We start from the raw sequence: 15,130 nt of genomic DNA, 5'->3' as shown, positions 1-15,130 counted from the left end.
CGGCCGAAGATCAGGCCTCGGGCGAGTCCTTCTTGTCGTCATCCTGGGACTTCAGCCGGGCGGCCGTCTCGTCGGCGGATTCGATGCGCGGGGCGCCGGCGTCCGCCGCGTTGTCGGGGACGGTGTCCTCGTACTCCGGGACGATCTCGTCGGTCGGGCTGACGACGCGCAGGATCGACTGGCTGTGCACCTTGATGTCCACGCCGGGAGCGATCTCGACCACCGCGGGCTGATCGAGGTTCTCCGGGTCGTACGAGACGATGGTGCCGTACAGGCCGCCCTGCAGGAGCACCTCGGCGCCCGGCACGGTCTGCCGCGCCTTCGATTCCTGTTCGGCCTTCTGCTTGGCCATGCGGCGGCGCGAGCTCCAGAACATGAAGACCAGGAGGACCACCAGCAGGATGATCAGGCCGTACTGCGAGAAGAAATTAGCCATGAAGCAGGTGGCACCTTTCGGATGAGGCGCGCCGCGGCGGCGCTGCCTGAAGGGGATCGGGGGAAAGCCTTCAGCGATTATAGGTCATCAAGGGTGAGCGCCCCGTCCGGATGCGGGATCCCCAGGTGCCGGTATGCCTCCGGCGTCGCGACCCGGCCGCGGGGTGTGCGCCCCATGAAGCCGATCCGGACGAGGTAGGGCTCGACCACCGATTCGATCGTCTCGGCCTCTTCGCCGACCGTGACGGCGAGTGTGTTCAGCCCCACCGGTCCCCCGCGGAAGCGCCGGATGAGCACGTCCAGGACGGCGCGGTCCAGGCGGTCCAGGCCGATCGCGTCGACGTCGTACAGCTCGAGCGCCGCGTCCACGGTGGCGAGGTCCACCGAGCCTGTGCGAGGTCCGTGCACGACGACGTAGTCGCGCACGCGCCGCAGCGCTGGTTGGCGATCCGGGCGTCCCCCGCGACCGCCGGGCGATCTCGGAGCGCGCCTCCTGCGGCAGCGGGATGTCCAGCATCCGCGCGGAGCGGCCGATCACCTGCTCGAGTTCTTCGGGCTCGTAGTACTCCAGGTGGGCGGTGAACCCGAACCGGTCGCGCAGGGGGTTCGGCAGCGTCGCGGACCGGGTGGTCGCGCCGACGAGGGTGAACGGCGAGAGATCGAGCGGGATGCTGGTGGCACCGGCGCCCTTGCCGACCATGATGTCGATCCGGAAGTCCTCCATCGCCAGATACAGCATCTCTTCGGCCGAGCGCGCCATCCGGTGCACCTCGTCGATGAACAGGACCTCGCCCGGGGTGAGGCTCGACAGCAGCGCGGCCAGGTCGCCGGCGTGCTGGATGGCCGGGCCGCTGGACATGCGCAGGGCGCGGCCGCTCTCGTGGGCCACGATCATCGCCAGGGTCGTCTTGCCCAGGCCGGGCGGGCCGGCCAGCAGGATGTGGTCGGCGGGACGCTGCTGGATGCGCGCGGCGTCCAGCAGCGCTCGAGCCTGCCCGCGGACCTTCTGCTGCCCGACGAATTCGGCCAGCGACTCGGGCGCAGCGCGCCCTCGATCGCCAGCTCGGTCTCGTCGATCGCCTCGGGGTCCAGCTCAGCCACGAGCGCCCTCCGCCCGTGCCGGTCCGAGGTGCGCCAGGGCGAGCCGGAGCAGCGCCGGAACCGTCGAGCGGTCGCCGGCCGCGGCATCCGCCATCACCGACTCGACCGCCTCGATGGCCACGCGCTCGGACCAGCCCAGCCCCAGCAGCGCCGCCACCACCTGGTCCGCCGTCGCCCGGGACCCGGCGGCGGGCGTGCCCGACGGGGCCGGCGGGGCGAGCTTGCCGGTGAGCTGGACGACGATCAGCTTGGCGGTCTTCGGGCCGATGCCGGAGACGCGGCGGAAGGGCGCGTCGTCGTCGTCCGCGACCGCCTGGGCGATCTGGTCGACCGACATCGCCGCCAGGACGCCCAGCGCGGACTTCGGCCCGACGCCGGTCACCCCGAGCAGCACCCGAACAGCGCGCATTCCGCGCGACCGGCGAATCCGTACAGCGACAGCGCGTCCTCGCGGACGATCAGGGCCGTGTGCGAGCAGGAGCTGGTCCCCCACGCGCGCCGTGCGGGCCACGTCGGGCGTCACGGCGACCGTGAACCCGACACCGCCGACGCTCACCTCGACGAGGTCGGTCCCGGCGTGCAGGACCGTGCCGTGCAGCGATGAGATCATGACACCAGCCTACGTGAGGGTTCGGACGTTTGTTCGACCGACACGCGCGTCACCGTCGGGCGAGCCGTTCCGCGTCGGCCCAGGCCCGCTTGCGCGGGGTGAGCGCGCCCCCGGTCGCGGACGGCTCCGGCGTGCCGCCGCGCCAGGCGTGGCACAGGGCGAGCGCGAGCGCGTCGGCGGCGTCCGCGGGGTGGGCAGCGCGTCCAGGCGCAGGATGCGGGCCACCATCGTCTGCACCTGCCGCTTGTCGGCTCCGCCGTACCCGGTGATGGCGGCCTTCACCTCGGTCGGGGTGTGCGTGTCGGCCGGGATGCCGTGCTCGGCCGCCAGCAGCAGCGCGATGCCGCTGGCCTGCGCGGTGCCCATCACCGTGTTGCGGTTGTTCTGGGCGAACACCCGCTCCACCGCGACCACATCCGGGTCGTACTCCTCCAGCACCGCGCGGATGCCGGCGGCGATCAGCTTGAGCCGCTTCTCGATCCGGGCATCGGCCGCCGAGCGCACCACGCCCACGTGCACGAGTCGCGCCGAGCGATCCGGCGCGACGTCGACGACGCCGACACCGCACCGGGTCAGGCCGGGGTCGATGCCCAGCACCCGAAGTCGTCGGCCGCCCATCTGCCCAGCCTAGGAGCGACCAGGGCGTGCGCCGGGCACCGACGCGCGCCTTCGCCGCCGGTCGGCTCAGTCGTCCTGCTCGAGCTCGGCCTGCACCGCCGCCGACAGATCGAAGTTGCTGTACACGTTCTGCACGTCGTCGCTGTCCTCGAGCGCATCGATCAGCCGGAAGACCTTGCGGGCCGTGTCGGCGTCGACCTCGACCTTCAGCGACGGCACGAACTCGACGTCGGCGGACTCGTAGTCCAGCCCCGCCTCCTGCAGCGATGCGCGCACCGTGACCAGGTCGGAGGCCTCGGTGAGGACCTCGAACCCGGACGGGTGCGCTTCGACCTCTTCGGCGCCCGCCTCCAGCGCCGCCATCATCACGTCGTCCTCGGTGGTGCCCTCGCCGGAGACGACGATGACGCCCTTGCGCGTGAAGTTGTACGACACGCTGCCGGGATCGGCCAGCGTCCCGCCGTTGCGGGTCAGCGCCGTGCGCACCTCGGCCGCCGCACGGTTCCGGTTGTCGGTGAGGCACTCGATCAGCAGCGCCACACCGCTGGGCGCGTAGCCCTCGTACATGATCGTCTGGTAGTCGACCGATTCGCCGCCGACGCCCGCGCCGCGCTTGATGGCGCGGTCGATGTTGTCGTTGGGCACCGACGTCTTCTTCGCCTTCTGGACGGCGTCGTACAGCGTCGGGTTTCCGGCGAGGTCGGCGCCCCCGATCTTGGCCGCGACTTCGATGTTCTTGATGAGTTTGGCGAAGGACTTGGCACGTCGCGCGTCGATGACGGCTTTCTTGTGCTTGGTCGTCGCCCACTTGGAGTGGCCGGACATGCCTTCCAGTGTACGGAATCTCAGCGGATCATCTTCTGCAGGGTCCGCAGATTGCGGGTCGTGGTCCATGACCGGTACCGCGCACGGCCGAGGATCCGACCGAACGGCGCCGTCAGCGTGGTGCCCACCCGCGGGCTCCAATAGACGACGCCCTCGCCGGCACGCACCGGGTCGGCGTCGCCGTCCGCGGATGCCGCGGCCTGAAGCAGTTCGGCACGCACGGCGTCGTCCGGGCAGAACACGACGTACGGCTGGCGCGCGGCATCCGCGTCGTCGAACGGGAAGGCGTCGACGGTGGCCCGCAGCTCCTCGGCGGTGACCAGGACGATCCACGCGTCGTAGCCGAAGCGGTCGCGCAGCGCCTGCTCGATGCGCACCTTCAGGTGCGCCCGGTCGGCCGCGGCATCCGCCTCGAAGCAGACGTTGCCGCTGGCGAGCACGGTGCGCACGGCGCGCGCACCCAGGCCCGCGAACAGCTCGGAGAGCTCGGCGTTCCGGATCGTGATCCCGCCCACGTTCACGCCGCGCAGCAGCGCCGCCCAGCGGGTGACATCCGGTTCCACGCTCGCCATAGGCGCCAATCTAGGCAGCCGCTCGGACACGGACCTCATCCAGCAGCAGGGCGTGGAACCGGGTCTCGCCGTTCATCTCGGGATGGAACGAGGTGCCGATCAGCCCGCCCGCCCGCACCGCGACCACCGTGCCGTCCGCCAGCGCCGCCAGGGTCTCGACCCCCGGCCCCACCTGCTCGACCTGGGGTGCGCGGATGAAGACCGCGTGCACCGGCGGTGCGCCGACCGCCGGCACGTCCAGGTCGGTCTCGAACGACTCGACCTGGCCGCCGAACGCATTGCGACGCACCGTGACATCCAGACCTCCGAACGTCTGCTGACCCCGGATGCCGTCGGTGATCCGGTCCGCGAGCAGGATCAGTCCGGCGCAGGTGCCGTACACCGGCAGGCCGTCGGCGATCGCCGCGCGGATCGGGCCGGCCAGGCCGAACGTGCGCGCCAGCTTGTCCATCACGCTGGACTCGCCCCCCGGGATGACGAGGCCCTGCATCTCGGCCAGCTCGGACGGGCGCCGCACGAGCACCGCGTCGGCGCCCAGCCCGGCCAGGATCCGGACGTGCTCGCGCACATCCCCCTGCAGGGCGAGGACGCCGACGCGCGGCCTCCAGGTCACCAGCCGCGCTCGGCGAGGCGGTGCGGCGCCGGCAGGTCGGACACGTTGATGCCGACCATGGCCTCGCCCAGGCCGCGCGAGACCTCGGCGATCACCGACGCATCGTCGTAGAACGTGGTCGCCTTCACGATCGCCGCCGCGCGGGCGGCCGGGTCGCCGGACTTGAAGATCCCCGAGCCGACGAACACGCCATCCGCGCCCAGCTTGCATCATCATCGCGGCGTCGGCGGGCGTGGCCACTCCCCCGGCGACGAACAGCACGACCGGCAGCGCGCCGGTCTCGGCCACCTCGGCCACCAGGTCGTACGGCGCCTGCAGCTCCTTGGCGGCGACGTAGAGCTCGTCCTTGGTCATCGAGCGGAGCACGTTGATCTCGCCGGAGATCTTGCGGATGTGCTTGGTGGCCTCGGACACGTCCCCGGTCCCGGCCTCGCCCTTGGAGCGGATCATCGCCGCCCCCTCGTTGATGCGGCGCAGCGCCTCGCCCAGGTTGGTGGCCCCGCAGACGAACGGCACGGTGAAGCCCCACTTGTCGATGTGGTTGGCATAGTCGGCCGGCGAGAGCACCTCGGACTCGTCGATGTAGTCCACGCCGAGCTCCTGCAGCACCTGCGCCTCGACGAAGTGCCCGATGCGCGCCTTGGCCATCACCGGGATGGAGACGGCCTCGATGATGCCGTCGATCATGTCGGGGTCGCTCATCCGGGACACGCCGCCTTCTGCGCGGATGTCGGCGGGCACCCGCTCGAGGGCCATCACGGCCACGGCGCCGGCATCCTCGGCGATCTTCGCCTGGTCGACCGTGACCACGTCCATGATCACACCGCCCTTGAGCATCTCGGCAAGCCCCCGCTTGACCCGGCCGGTCCCCGCGGTGCGAGAGTCGTCTGCCATGATTTCCCCTTCGTCGTCGTGCCAATGCCATCCATTGGCATATGCCAAAAAGTACCACGTCCGCGTACAGTCGACTGCGGGGGTGCCATGGACAGCACGATCACCGGCCGGACGGCCGCCGACATCGCCGACAGCGTGCGCGGACTGCACGAGGTCGGCGCGCTGCGGGCCGGCGACCCGCTGCCGCCGGTCCGCGTGCTCGCCGATCGTCTCGGCGTGCATCGCAACACCGTGGCGGCCGCGTACGGACAGCTCTCGCAGGCCGGTCTGGTGCAGACGCTCGGGCGGGGCGGCACCCGCATCGCCGCGGTGACCGCGGTCGCCCAGGAGGGCTTCGCCGCCGGCAGCGTGCTGCGCGACATCGGCACAGGCAATCCCGATCCCGAGCGCATCCCCGACATCTCCTCCGCCCTGGCGGGTCTGGCCGGCCGGCCGGTGCTGTACGGCGAGCCGGTCATCGACCCCGAGCTCGCGCGCTGGGCGACCGCGTGGATGTCCGAGGCGATCGATCCCGCGCTGCCGGTGCGACTGACCATCACCAGCGGGGCCGCCGACGCCGTCGACCGGCTGCTGGCGCAGGCGATGACCCGCGACGACGCCGTCGCCCTCGAGGACCCGTGCTTCCTGGCCAGCCTGAACACGGTGCGGCTGGGCGGCTACCGGCCGGTGCCGGTGCCGGTGGACGGCGAGGGGATGACGGTGGCCGGGCTCGATCCGCCCTGGCCGCCGGCGTGCGGGCGGTGGTGTGCACCCCCGCGCCCAGAATCCCACGGGCGCCGGCCTGACCGCGCGCCGCGCCGCCGCGCTGCGGGCGATCCTGGCCGACCACCCCTACGTCCTGGTGATCGAGGACGACCACTTCTCCATGCTCTCGACGCAAGCCGTACCACTCGCTGATCGGACCGGACCATCGCCGGTGGGCTCTCGTGCGCTCGGTGTCGAAGTTCCTCGGACCCGACATGTGCCTGGCCGTCGCAGCATCCGATCCCGACACGGCGGAGCGTCTCGCCCAGCGGCTCAGTCCAGGCACGACGTGGGTGAGCCATCTGCTCGAGCGGCTCACCGTCGCGCAGATGACCGATCCAGGCGTGCTCGAGCGGATCCGGGCCGCCGCCGCCCACTACGCCGCACGCAATGCCGCGTTCGCGCACGCGCTCACCGCACGCGGGGTGCCGTGCACCGCCGGTGACGGGCTCAACCTCTGGGTGGCGCTGCCGGTCGAGGCGCGCGGCGTGGCCGAGCAGCTCATGCGCCGCGGATGGCTGGCACGTCCGGGTGCCGAGTTCCAGCTCGCGGACGACGCGGCCTCCCGCCATCTGCGCCTGACGGTGCACGATCTGGACGACGCCGGAGCCGTCCGGCTGGCCGACGACGTGGCCGCGTCCGTCGATGCGGTCCGTGCCGTGGGTCGTGCGATGATCGATCGGTGAAGATCCTCTCCATCCAGTCCGCGGTCGCCTACGGTCACGTCGGCAACTCGGCCGCCGTCTTCCCCCTGCAGCGCATCGGCGTCGAAGTGCTGCCGGTGTACACCGTGAACTTCTCCAACCACACCGGCTACGGGGCCTGGCGCGGGCCGATGATCAGCCCGGACGACGTGCGCGAGGTCATCACGGGCATCGAGGAGCGCGGCGTGCTCGGCGAGATCGACGTGGTGCTTTCCGGCTATCAGGGCGGCGAGGGCATCGCCGATGTGATCCTGGATGCGGTGGCCCGGGTGAAGGCCGCGAACCCGGCAGCGGTTTACGCGTGCGATCCGGTGATGGGCAATGCGAAGTCGGGATGCTTCGTCGCACCCGCCATCCCGATCCTGCTGCGCGAGCGGGTGGTCCCGGCCGCGGACCTGATCACGCCGAACCAGTTCGAGCTGGGCTTTCTCACCGAGACCGAACCCGGGGACCTGGAGTCCACGCTCGCCTCCGCCGACAGGGCGCGGCAGATGGGGCCGCGCACAGTGCTCGTCACCAGCGTCGAGCGGCCGGAGCGGCCGGAGGGCACGATCGAGATGCTGGCGGTCACCGACGACGGTGCCTGGATCGTGCAGACCCCGCACATCCCGATCAAGGCGAACGGCTCGGGAGACGTCACCGCGGCACTGTTCAGCGCGCACTTCCGCGCGACCGGCGATGCCGCCGACGCCCTGGCCCGGACCACCTCGAGTGTCTTCGACCTTCTGACCCTGACCCACGGCTCCGGGCAGCGCGAGCTCCAAGCTCGTGGAGGCGCAGGAGTCCTACGCGCACCCCCGGATGCAGTTCGAAGTGACCCGGGTTCGCTGAGCCGCACTCCCTGTTCAACGCGCGTGCGCGTGGTGCGTGCGCGCGATGATGACAACCCCCGGTGGGCCCTCGCAACCTGACACGCCGCGGCTTGGCCAGTCTCTGGCGGCGCGTTAGCGTCGTGGACGCATGACGTATCCCATCGACGCAGGCCATGCCCGTTCCCCGGATCCGACCGGGGTTCGGATCGCCTCCCCTGCCCTGGTGCACGGTGCGGGGATGTGGCGCGTCGCCGCGGACTCCGGTGAGCTCGATCTGAACTCGTCGTACATGTACCTGCTGTTCGCCCGCGACTTCGCCGCGACCTGCCGCGTCGCACTCGTCGAGGATCGTGTCGTCGGGTACGTCCTGGGGTATCGCCGGCCGGACGACGCGCAGTGCCTGTTCGTCTGGCAGATCGCCGTGGACGAAGACCAGCGCGGCCGCGGCCTGGCCGGCCGCCTGCTGGATGACCTCGTCGATTCCGCACCGGACGGATCACCTCCCGTGCGGTTCCTCGAGACCACGATCACCGACGACAACTCCGCATCCCAGCGTCTGTTCCAGCGCCTCGCGCGGACACGCCGGACGTCGCACGAGACGACGCCGCTGCTGGACGCGGGGCACTTCCCCGACCTGCACCATCCCGAACGACTGCACCGGATCGGACCGCTCGTCCCGGCGAGCGATCGACCCGGCCACACCTGAGGAGGACTGCCATGCCCATCACCGACTCCAGCACCGACGTGTTCACCGCGCTCGAATCCGAGGTCCGCAGCTACTCGCGGTCCTGGCCCGTCGTCTTCGACCGGGCGGTCGGCAGCCATCTCTACGACGAGGCCGGCAACGAGTACCTCGACTTCTTCTCCGGGGCGGGCGCGCTCAACTACGGCCACAACAATCCGCTGCTCACCCAGGTGCTGCTCGACTACATCGGCAGCGACCGCATCATCCACTCGCTGGACATGTTCACCACGGCGCGACGCGAGTTCCTGCAGGCCTTCGACTCCACGATCCTGCGCCCGCGCGATCTCGATTACCGTGTCGTCTTCCCCGGTCCCGGCGGGGCGAACGCGGTCGAGGCGGCGCTGAAGCTGGCACGGAAGGTCACCGGGCGGGAGTCGATCGTGAACTTCACCAACGCCTTCCACGGAATGACGCTGGGGGCCCTCTCGGTCACCGGCAACTCGCTCAAGCGGGGCGGTGCCGGCATTCCGCTCGTGCACGCCACTCCCATGCCGTACGACGACTACTTCGACCGGGATTACCCCGACTTCTTCTACTTCGAGCGGCTCCTGACCGACAGCGGCAGCGGTCTGAACACCCCGGCCGCCGTGATCGTGGAGACCGTGCAGGGCGAGGGCGGCATGAACGCCGCCCGCGCCGAGTGGCTGCGCGGCCTGGCCGCGCTGTGCGCCGAGCACGAGATCCTGCTGATCGTCGACGACGTGCAGATGGGCTGCGGACGCACCGGCGGATTCTTCAGCTTCGAAGAGGCCGGCATCACCCCCGACATCGTCTGCCTGTCCAAGTCGATCAGCGGCTCCGGGCTGCCGATGGCGCTGACCCTCATCCGCCCCGACCTGGACGTCTGGGAGCCCGGCGAGCACAACGGCACCTTCCGCGGCATCGCGCCCGCCTTCGCCACCGGAGCCGCCGCCATCCGGGAGTACTGGCAGGATGACGCCCTGGCGCAGTCCACGGTCCGCAAGGGCGCCCGGGTGGAGAGCCGGTTCAACGCCCTCGTCTCGCGTCATGGCGCCGAGACGCTGGTCGCGAAGGGACGGGGACTGGCCCGGGGCCTGCAGACGCCCGACGGCTCGACCGCCGACGCGATCTGCCGCGCGGCGTTCGCCGAGGGCCTGCTGATGGAGACGTCCGGTCCCGAAGGCCAGGTGGTCAAGCGCTGCCGGCGCTCACGATCGCCGACGACGACCTCGACCACGGCCTGGACATCATCGACGCGGCCGTCGCCGACGTCGTGACCGCCCGCTGACACCCACACACCCGCAGGAGAGGAACCCATGCTCGTTCGCACCATCGCCGAGATCACCGACACCGATGCCGACATCCGCACCGAGAACTGGCGCAGCAAGCGCATCGTCCTCGCGCGTGAGGGGGTCGGATTCTCCGTCCACGAGACGACGCTGTACGCCGGAACGGAATCGGAGTTCTGCTATCAGAACCACATCGAGGCCGTCTTCATCGTCTCCGGCGAGGGCGAGATCGAAGACCTGGCCACCGGAGAGGTGCACCAGCTCGGACCGGGCTCGCTCTACCTGCTCAACGACCACGACCGGCACCGGGTGCGACCGCGCACCGACATCCGCACCGTGTGCGTGTTCAACCCGCCGGTGACCGGTCGCGAGGTGCACGACGAGAACGGCGTCTACCCGCTGCTGACCGAAGCCACCGCCTGACCGCACGAAAGAGGAAGGACACACGATGACCACTGCCACCATCGAACAGGATCTGTACCCGACCCGCCTGACCCAGGCTCGGGAGCCGATCGAGCGCGACCAGCCGACGGTGTGGGGCGACGCCGATTCCGGCCCGTTCACCGCGGAAGAGCTCCGCGCGCACGAGTCCCGCGGATTCACCGTGCTGGAGGACTTCATCACCGCCGGAGAGGTCGAGCGCTACTCGGCCGAGCTGCAGCGGCTGTCGACGGACCCGTCGCTGGCCGCCGACCCCCGCGTCGTGCGGGAGCGGGCGACCGGTGCGGTACGCTCGATCTTCGCGGTGCCCGCGCTGAGCGAGGCCCTGCGCGATCTGACGCGCGACCCGCGCCTGCTCGATCGCGCCCGCCAGCTGCTGGGCGGGGATGTCTATCTGCACCAGACGCGGATCAACTACATGCCCGGATTCGGGGGCACCGGCTTCTACTGGCACTCGGACTTCGAGACCTGGCACGCCGAGGACGGGATGCCGATCCCCCGCGCCGTGAGCTGCTCGATCGCGCTCACCGACAACTATCCGTTCAACGGCGGCCTGATGGTGATGCCGGGCTCGCACCGCACGTTCATCTCCTGCGTCGGCGAGACCCCGGAGGACAACCACCGGTCCTCACTGCAGGCGCAGGAGGTGGGAGTGCCCACGGAGGAGGACATCACCCGACTGGCCGAGCGGTACGGGATCGACCAGTTCACCGGTCCGGCCGGCTCGGCGCTGTGGTTCGATGCGAACATCATGCACGGATCGGGCAACAACATCACGCCGTTCCCGCGGTCGAACATCTTCCTGGTCTTCAACAGCGTCGACAACGCGCTCGCCGAGCCCTATGCGGCGTCCGCACCGCGGCCCGAGCACATCGCCCACCGCGAGGACGTCACCCGCTGCGCTGAACCGGGCGCTCACTCCCGCCACGCGTCGGCGACGGCCTGCCGCACCTGCCCCGGCAGGCTCGGCAGCGCCTTCGTCTTCGCGATGATGGGGAAGAAGTTGGCGTCGGTGTCCCAGCGCGGGACGATGTGCTGGTGCAGGTGCTCGTCGACCCCGGCGCCGGCCACCCGCCCCTGATTCATCCCGATGTTGAATCCGTCGCAGCGCGACACACCGCGCAGCACCTGCATCCCACGCTGAGTGAGCGCGGCGATCTCGCCGACCTCCTCGGGAGTGGCCTGATCGTACGTGGCCACGTGCCGATACGGGCACACCAGCAGGTGGCCGGAGTTGTACGGGAAGAGGTTCAGCAGCACGTAGGCGCTGCGTCCGCGGTGCACGATGAGGCCGTCCTCGTCCGACTTGCCCGGCGCCGAGCAGAACGGGCACGCCTCGCGCATGGCGTCGGCACCGGCCTGGATGTAGGCCATGCGGTGCGGCGTCCACAGGCGCTGGAACTCGTCCGGCACCCCGGGCAGCTCGCTGGCGGCGACCAGGCCGGGGACGTCCGCAGACTCGTCGTGGGTCACGCGAGATCCTCGGCCGTGTTGACCAGCGTCTTGTGCTCCACCGCCGCACGGATCAGCCGCACCGCCTCGTCGACCGGAACGCCGTTGCGCTGGGTGCCGTCGCGGAACCGGAACGAGACGGCACCGGCGGCGCGGTCCTGTTCGCCGGCGATCAGCTGGATCGGCACCTTCTGCGTGGTGTGGGTGCGGATCTTCTTCTGCATCCGGTCATCGCTGTGGTCGGCCTCGGCCCGCACCCCTTCGACCTTGAGCCGCGTGATGATGTCCTCGAGGTAGTCGCCGTACTCCTCGGCGACCGGGATGCCGACCACCTGCACCGGCGACAGCCACACCGGGAACGCCCCGGCGTAGTGCTCGAGCAGGATCGCGAAGAACCGCTCGATCGACCCGAACAGGGCGCGGTGGATCATGACCGGCCGGTGTTTGGATCCGTCGGGACCGGTGTACTCCAGCTCGAAGCGCTCGGGCAGGTTGAAGTCGAGCTCCACGGTGGACAGCTGCCAGGTGCGGCCGAGCGCATCCTTCGTCTTCAGGTCGATCTTCGGGCCGTAGAAGGCGGCCTCGCCGGCCACCTCGGTCAGTTCGAGACCGGATGCCTGTGCCACCCGCCGCAGCGCGTCGGTGGCCACCGCCCAGTGCTCCTCGTCGCCGATCCACTTCGACTTCTCGTCGTCGCGCATCGACAGTTCGAGCTCGAACTCGGTCAGGCCGAAGTCGCGCAGCATCGACAGCACGAATTCCAGGACGCTGGACGCCTCGTCCTCGAGCTGATCGAAGGTGACGAACAGGTGCGAGTCATCCTGCGTGAAGCCGCGCACCCGGGTCAGGCCGTGCAGGGCGCCGGACAGCTCGTACCGGTAGACGGTGCCGTTCTCGTAGAGCCGCATCGGCAGGTCGCGATCGCTGCGCGCCCGCTCCCGGTACACCAGGATGTGCATCGGGCAGTTCATCGGCTTGAGGTAGTAGTCGATGCCCTGCTTGGTGATCTCGCCGTTCTCGTCGCGCTCCTCGTCCAGCCGGATGGGCGGGAACATGCCCTCCTTGTAGGTGACGAGGTGGTTCGACTCGAGGAAGAGGTCCTTCTTGGTGATGTGCGGGGTGTAGACGTAGCTGTAGCCGGCCTCGCGGTGACGACGCAGCGCGTCGCTGCTCCATCTCCTGCCGGATGATGCCGCCGCGCGGATGCCACACTGACAGACCGGATCCGATCTCGTCGGGGAACGAGAAGAGGTCCAGTTCCCGGCCCAGACGCCGGTGGTCGCGCTTGGCCGCCTCCTCGAGGCGCTGCTGGTAGGCGCGCAGCTCGTCCTTCGTCGGCCAGGCGGTGCCGTAGATGCGCTCGAGCTCCGGGTTCTTCTCACTGCCCCGCCAATAGGCGCCGGCGACGCGCGAGAGCGCCCATCCGTTGCCGATCAGACGGGTGCCGGGCAGATGCGGGCCGCGGCACAGGTCCTTCCACACGGTCTCGCCGTCGCGATTCACGTTGTCGTAGATGGTGAGCTCGCCTTCGCCGACCTCGACGCTCGCGCCCTCGGTCTTGGCCGCTCCGGGACCCTTCAGCCCGATCAGCTCGAGTTTGAACGGCTCATCGGCCAGCTCCGTGCGTGCCTCCTGCTCGCTGACGACCCGGCGCACGAACCGCTGGTTCTCGCGGATGATGCGCTGCATCTCCTTCTCGATGGCCTTCAGGTCCTCGGGGGTGAACGGCGTCTCGGTGCCGAAGTCGTAGTAGAAGCCGTCGGCGATCGGCGGGCCGATGCCGAGGTCGGTCTGCGGCCTGATCCGCTGGACCGCCTGGGCGAGGACGTGCGCGGCGGAGTGGCGGAGGATGTCGAGCCCGTCCGCGCTGTCGATCGTGACCGGCTCGACGACATCCGTCGTCTGGACGGTGGTGGCCAGATCCTTCAGGTCGCCGTTGATGCGCAGGGCGACGACGGAGCGGTCGGGAAACAGGGCGAAGCCGTCGGTGGTGGTCACCACCCGATTCTATCGACGACCGCCCGCTCGCTCAGGCGAGGGTCAGATCGACCTGGATCTCACCGGCGAGGCGCTCGAGTTCGGCCACGGCGGCCGCCAGCTCGGCGCCGCCGGCGGCGCGGACGGTCACGGTCGCCTCGAAGAGCTCGCCCCCGGCCATGGGCGCAGCCACGGTGCGGCTGGTGAACCGGTCGATGGTCAGTCCGCCGCCGACGAGCGCCCCGGTGATGTCGCGGACGATCCCCGGTCGGTCGTTGCCGAGCACGGTGAACGTCACCTTGTCGCCCGGCGCCGCCTCTGCGGGTTCGACTGCGCGGTACGGCGTGATCGTCAGCAGCCCACTGAGTTCGCGCAGCGCGGCCGTCAGGTCATCGCTGCGGTCGTCGGCCACCTCGATCAGCACGATCCCCGCGAATGCCCCCGCGAGCTCGGCGAGTTCGCTGCGCTCCCAGTTCCCGCCGTGCGCGAGCGACCAGATCCGCCAGCGCCGTCACCAGTCCGGCACGGTCGTCTCCGACGACGGTGAGCACGAGGTGGGCCATGCACGCGAGCCTACTGCGACGGCCGCCCGCTGTGCGTGAGTTCGCGCTCGCCGTGCGTGGGGGGCGCGGCCGGCTCGACCGGGCGATCCGTGACCGCGGCATCCTGGCGCGGCCCCGCGTCCGGCCGCCAGGCGGCCCGCGCGCGCACCGCGCGGGAGATGTGGTGCGCCGGGCGCTCGATGATCAGCCAGAAGACCCAGGCGACCACGAGCGCGAGCGGGACGGCGGTCAGCAGCGTCCAGCGGGATGCGTCCGTGATGTTGGCCATCAGGATGACGATCGGCTCGTGGATCAGGTACAGACTGAACGAGATGCCGCCGAGCCAGGCGATCGGCCGCCAGGTGAGCACCCGCCGCAGCGTCGTGCAGTGCACGGCGGCGATGACCAGGATCGCGGCTCCGATCACGATCGGCGCCTGCGAGAGGGTGACGGCCGGGCCGTGGCCGAGGGGGCCGAGCAGCGAGCCAGTGCATGCTGAGGAGGAGCCCGGCGACGACCAGCACGATCGACCAGACCAGCGCCCCGCACGGCGGGTCAGGCGATCCACTGCCCGGCCGATCCGATCCCATTCGCCCTCGATCGCGACCCCGACTCCGAAGATCGGCAGGTACTGCAGCGCGGCCACGTCCTGGCTGGCGCCGACCGCTGACAGCACGATGCACGCGAGTCCCAGCATCCAGGCCGGGATGAGCCGCACGGCGTATGCGGCCACCGGCAGGCAGCGAGAAGATGACCTCCCACCGCAGCGTCCACAGGGGCGAGACGACGCCGGAG

At 70.4% G+C, this 15,130-nt stretch carries 11 protein-coding genes and 8 pseudogenes; 6 read left to right on the top strand and 13 right to left on the bottom strand.

Annotation, left to right across the window (positions count from 1 at the left end; translation table 11 throughout):
- Positions 1 to 10: 10 nt before the first annotated feature.
- From L2X98_RS00225 to pdxS, 8 genes and pseudogenes are all read right to left on the bottom strand, one after another.
- Positions 11 to 436, bottom strand: a complete 426-nt coding sequence (locus L2X98_RS00225; RefSeq protein WP_259611976.1) for a preprotein translocase subunit YajC — start codon at positions 434 to 436, stop codon at positions 11 to 13.
- A 77-nt stretch (positions 437 to 513) separates the two neighbouring features.
- Positions 514 to 1,536 (bottom strand): annotated as a pseudogene (gene ruvB / locus L2X98_RS00220) (Holliday junction branch migration DNA helicase RuvB).
- Positions 1,529 to 2,146 (bottom strand): annotated as a pseudogene (gene ruvA / locus L2X98_RS00215) (Holliday junction branch migration protein RuvA). Before ruvA ends, ruvB begins: the two co-directional pseudogenes overlap by 8 nt.
- A 49-nt stretch (positions 2,147 to 2,195) precedes the next feature.
- Positions 2,196 to 2,764: pseudogene (ruvC, locus tag L2X98_RS00210) on the bottom strand (crossover junction endodeoxyribonuclease RuvC).
- 66 nt (positions 2,765 to 2,830) lie between these two features.
- Positions 2,831 to 3,589, bottom strand: coding sequence for a YebC/PmpR family DNA-binding transcriptional regulator (locus L2X98_RS00205; protein ID WP_259611975.1), 759 nt, complete (start codon positions 3,587 to 3,589; stop codon positions 2,831 to 2,833).
- Positions 3,590 to 3,609: 20 nt separating this feature from the next.
- Positions 3,610 to 4,161, bottom strand: coding sequence for a DUF1697 domain-containing protein (locus L2X98_RS00200; RefSeq protein ID WP_259611974.1), 552 nt, complete (start codon positions 4,159 to 4,161; stop codon positions 3,610 to 3,612).
- Between the two features lie 10 nt (positions 4,162 to 4,171).
- Positions 4,172 to 4,774 carry a pyridoxal 5'-phosphate synthase glutaminase subunit PdxT gene (pdxT, locus tag L2X98_RS00195; protein WP_259611973.1) on the bottom strand — a complete coding sequence of 201 codons (603 nt, stop codon included), beginning with the start codon at positions 4,772 to 4,774 and terminating at the stop codon, positions 4,172 to 4,174.
- Positions 4,771 to 5,668, bottom strand: a pseudogene (pdxS, locus tag L2X98_RS00190) (pyridoxal 5'-phosphate synthase lyase subunit PdxS). The gene pdxT and the pseudogene pdxS overlap by 4 nt, the downstream one beginning before the upstream one ends.
- A gap of 87 nt (positions 5,669 to 5,755) precedes the next feature.
- Between pdxS and L2X98_RS00185 the strand changes: the two are divergent.
- The 6 genes and pseudogenes from L2X98_RS00185 to thpD form a co-directional block, all read left to right on the top strand.
- Positions 5,756 to 7,098 (top strand): annotated as a pseudogene (locus L2X98_RS00185) (aminotransferase class I/II-fold pyridoxal phosphate-dependent enzyme).
- Positions 7,095 to 7,947 (top strand): annotated as a pseudogene (gene pdxY, locus L2X98_RS00180) (pyridoxal kinase PdxY). The pseudogenes L2X98_RS00185 and pdxY overlap by 4 nt, the downstream one beginning before the upstream one ends.
- 129 nt (positions 7,948 to 8,076) lie before the next feature.
- On the top strand, positions 8,077 to 8,634 hold the full coding sequence (ectA, locus tag L2X98_RS00175; protein WP_259611972.1) for a diaminobutyrate acetyltransferase: 558 nt from the start codon (positions 8,077 to 8,079) through the stop codon (positions 8,632 to 8,634).
- Between the two features lie 11 nt (positions 8,635 to 8,645).
- The gene (gene ectB / locus L2X98_RS00170) at positions 8,646 to 9,911 is read left to right on the top strand and encodes a diaminobutyrate--2-oxoglutarate transaminase (RefSeq protein WP_435526229.1); all 1,266 of its coding nucleotides are present in this window, start codon (positions 8,646 to 8,648) and stop codon (positions 9,909 to 9,911) included.
- Between the two features lie 39 nt (positions 9,912 to 9,950).
- Positions 9,951 to 10,346 carry an ectoine synthase gene (locus L2X98_RS00165; RefSeq protein WP_259611971.1) on the top strand — a complete coding sequence of 132 codons (396 nt, stop codon included), beginning with the start codon at positions 9,951 to 9,953 and terminating at the stop codon, positions 10,344 to 10,346.
- Positions 10,347 to 10,371: 25 nt separating this feature from the next.
- Positions 10,372 to 11,238, top strand: a pseudogene (gene thpD / locus L2X98_RS00160) (ectoine hydroxylase); the annotation flags it as partial.
- 41 nt (positions 11,239 to 11,279) lie between these two features.
- Here thpD and L2X98_RS00155 read toward each other — a convergent pair.
- The 5 genes and pseudogenes from L2X98_RS00155 to L2X98_RS00140 all read right to left on the bottom strand — a co-directional run bounded on the left by L2X98_RS00155 (position 11,280) and on the right by L2X98_RS00140 (position 15,068).
- Positions 11,280 to 11,837, bottom strand: a complete 558-nt coding sequence (locus L2X98_RS00155; RefSeq protein ID WP_259611970.1) for an HIT family protein — start codon at positions 11,835 to 11,837, stop codon at positions 11,280 to 11,282.
- A pseudogene (gene thrS / locus L2X98_RS00150) lies at positions 11,834 to 13,817 on the bottom strand (threonine--tRNA ligase). The gene L2X98_RS00155 and the pseudogene thrS overlap by 4 nt, the downstream one beginning before the upstream one ends.
- Positions 13,818 to 13,845: 28 nt before the next feature.
- A complete protein-coding gene (locus L2X98_RS00145) occupies positions 13,846 to 14,217 on the bottom strand; it encodes an ACT domain-containing protein (RefSeq protein ID WP_354002857.1) in 372 nt (123 codons plus the stop codon).
- A complete protein-coding gene (locus tag L2X98_RS19545) occupies positions 14,183 to 14,356 on the bottom strand; it encodes a hypothetical protein (protein ID WP_354003093.1) in 174 nt (57 codons plus the stop codon). Before L2X98_RS19545 ends, L2X98_RS00145 begins: the two co-directional genes overlap by 35 nt.
- A gap of 10 nt (positions 14,357 to 14,366) precedes the next feature.
- On the bottom strand, positions 14,367 to 15,068 hold the full coding sequence (locus tag L2X98_RS00140) for an acyltransferase family protein (RefSeq protein WP_259611969.1): 702 nt from the start codon (positions 15,066 to 15,068) through the stop codon (positions 14,367 to 14,369).
- Between the last annotated feature and the right edge of the window lie 62 nt (positions 15,069 to 15,130).

The organism is Microbacterium elymi, from assembly GCF_021582895.2.
In the GTDB taxonomy this organism is placed as follows: Bacteria; Actinomycetota; Actinomycetes; order Actinomycetales; family Microbacteriaceae; genus Microbacterium; species Microbacterium humicola.
Note: the sequence above shows the minus strand (reverse complement) of the source record. Positions and strands in the feature narration are given on the sequence as shown.

Excerpts from the sequence above, each read along its gene's own strand:
- L2X98_RS00225 (WP_259611976.1), bottom strand. The coding sequence starts at position 436 with ATGGCTAATTTCTTCTCGCAGTACGGCCTGATCATCCTGCTGGTGGTC.
- L2X98_RS00205 (WP_259611975.1), bottom strand. The coding sequence starts at position 3,589 with ATGTCCGGCCACTCCAAGTGGGCGACGACCAAGCACAAGAAAGCCGTC.
- L2X98_RS00200 (WP_259611974.1), bottom strand. The coding sequence starts at position 4,161 with ATGGCGAGCGTGGAACCGGATGTCACCCGCTGGGCGGCGCTGCTGCGC.
- ectA (WP_259611972.1), top strand. The coding sequence starts at position 8,077 with ATGACGTATCCCATCGACGCAGGCCATGCCCGTTCCCCGGATCCGACC.
- ectB (WP_435526229.1), top strand. The coding sequence starts at position 8,646 with ATGCCCATCACCGACTCCAGCACCGACGTGTTCACCGCGCTCGAATCC.
- L2X98_RS00165 (WP_259611971.1), top strand. The coding sequence starts at position 9,951 with ATGCTCGTTCGCACCATCGCCGAGATCACCGACACCGATGCCGACATC.
- L2X98_RS19545 (WP_354003093.1), bottom strand. The coding sequence starts at position 14,356 with ATGGCCCACCTCGTGCTCACCGTCGTCGGAGACGACCGTGCCGGACTG.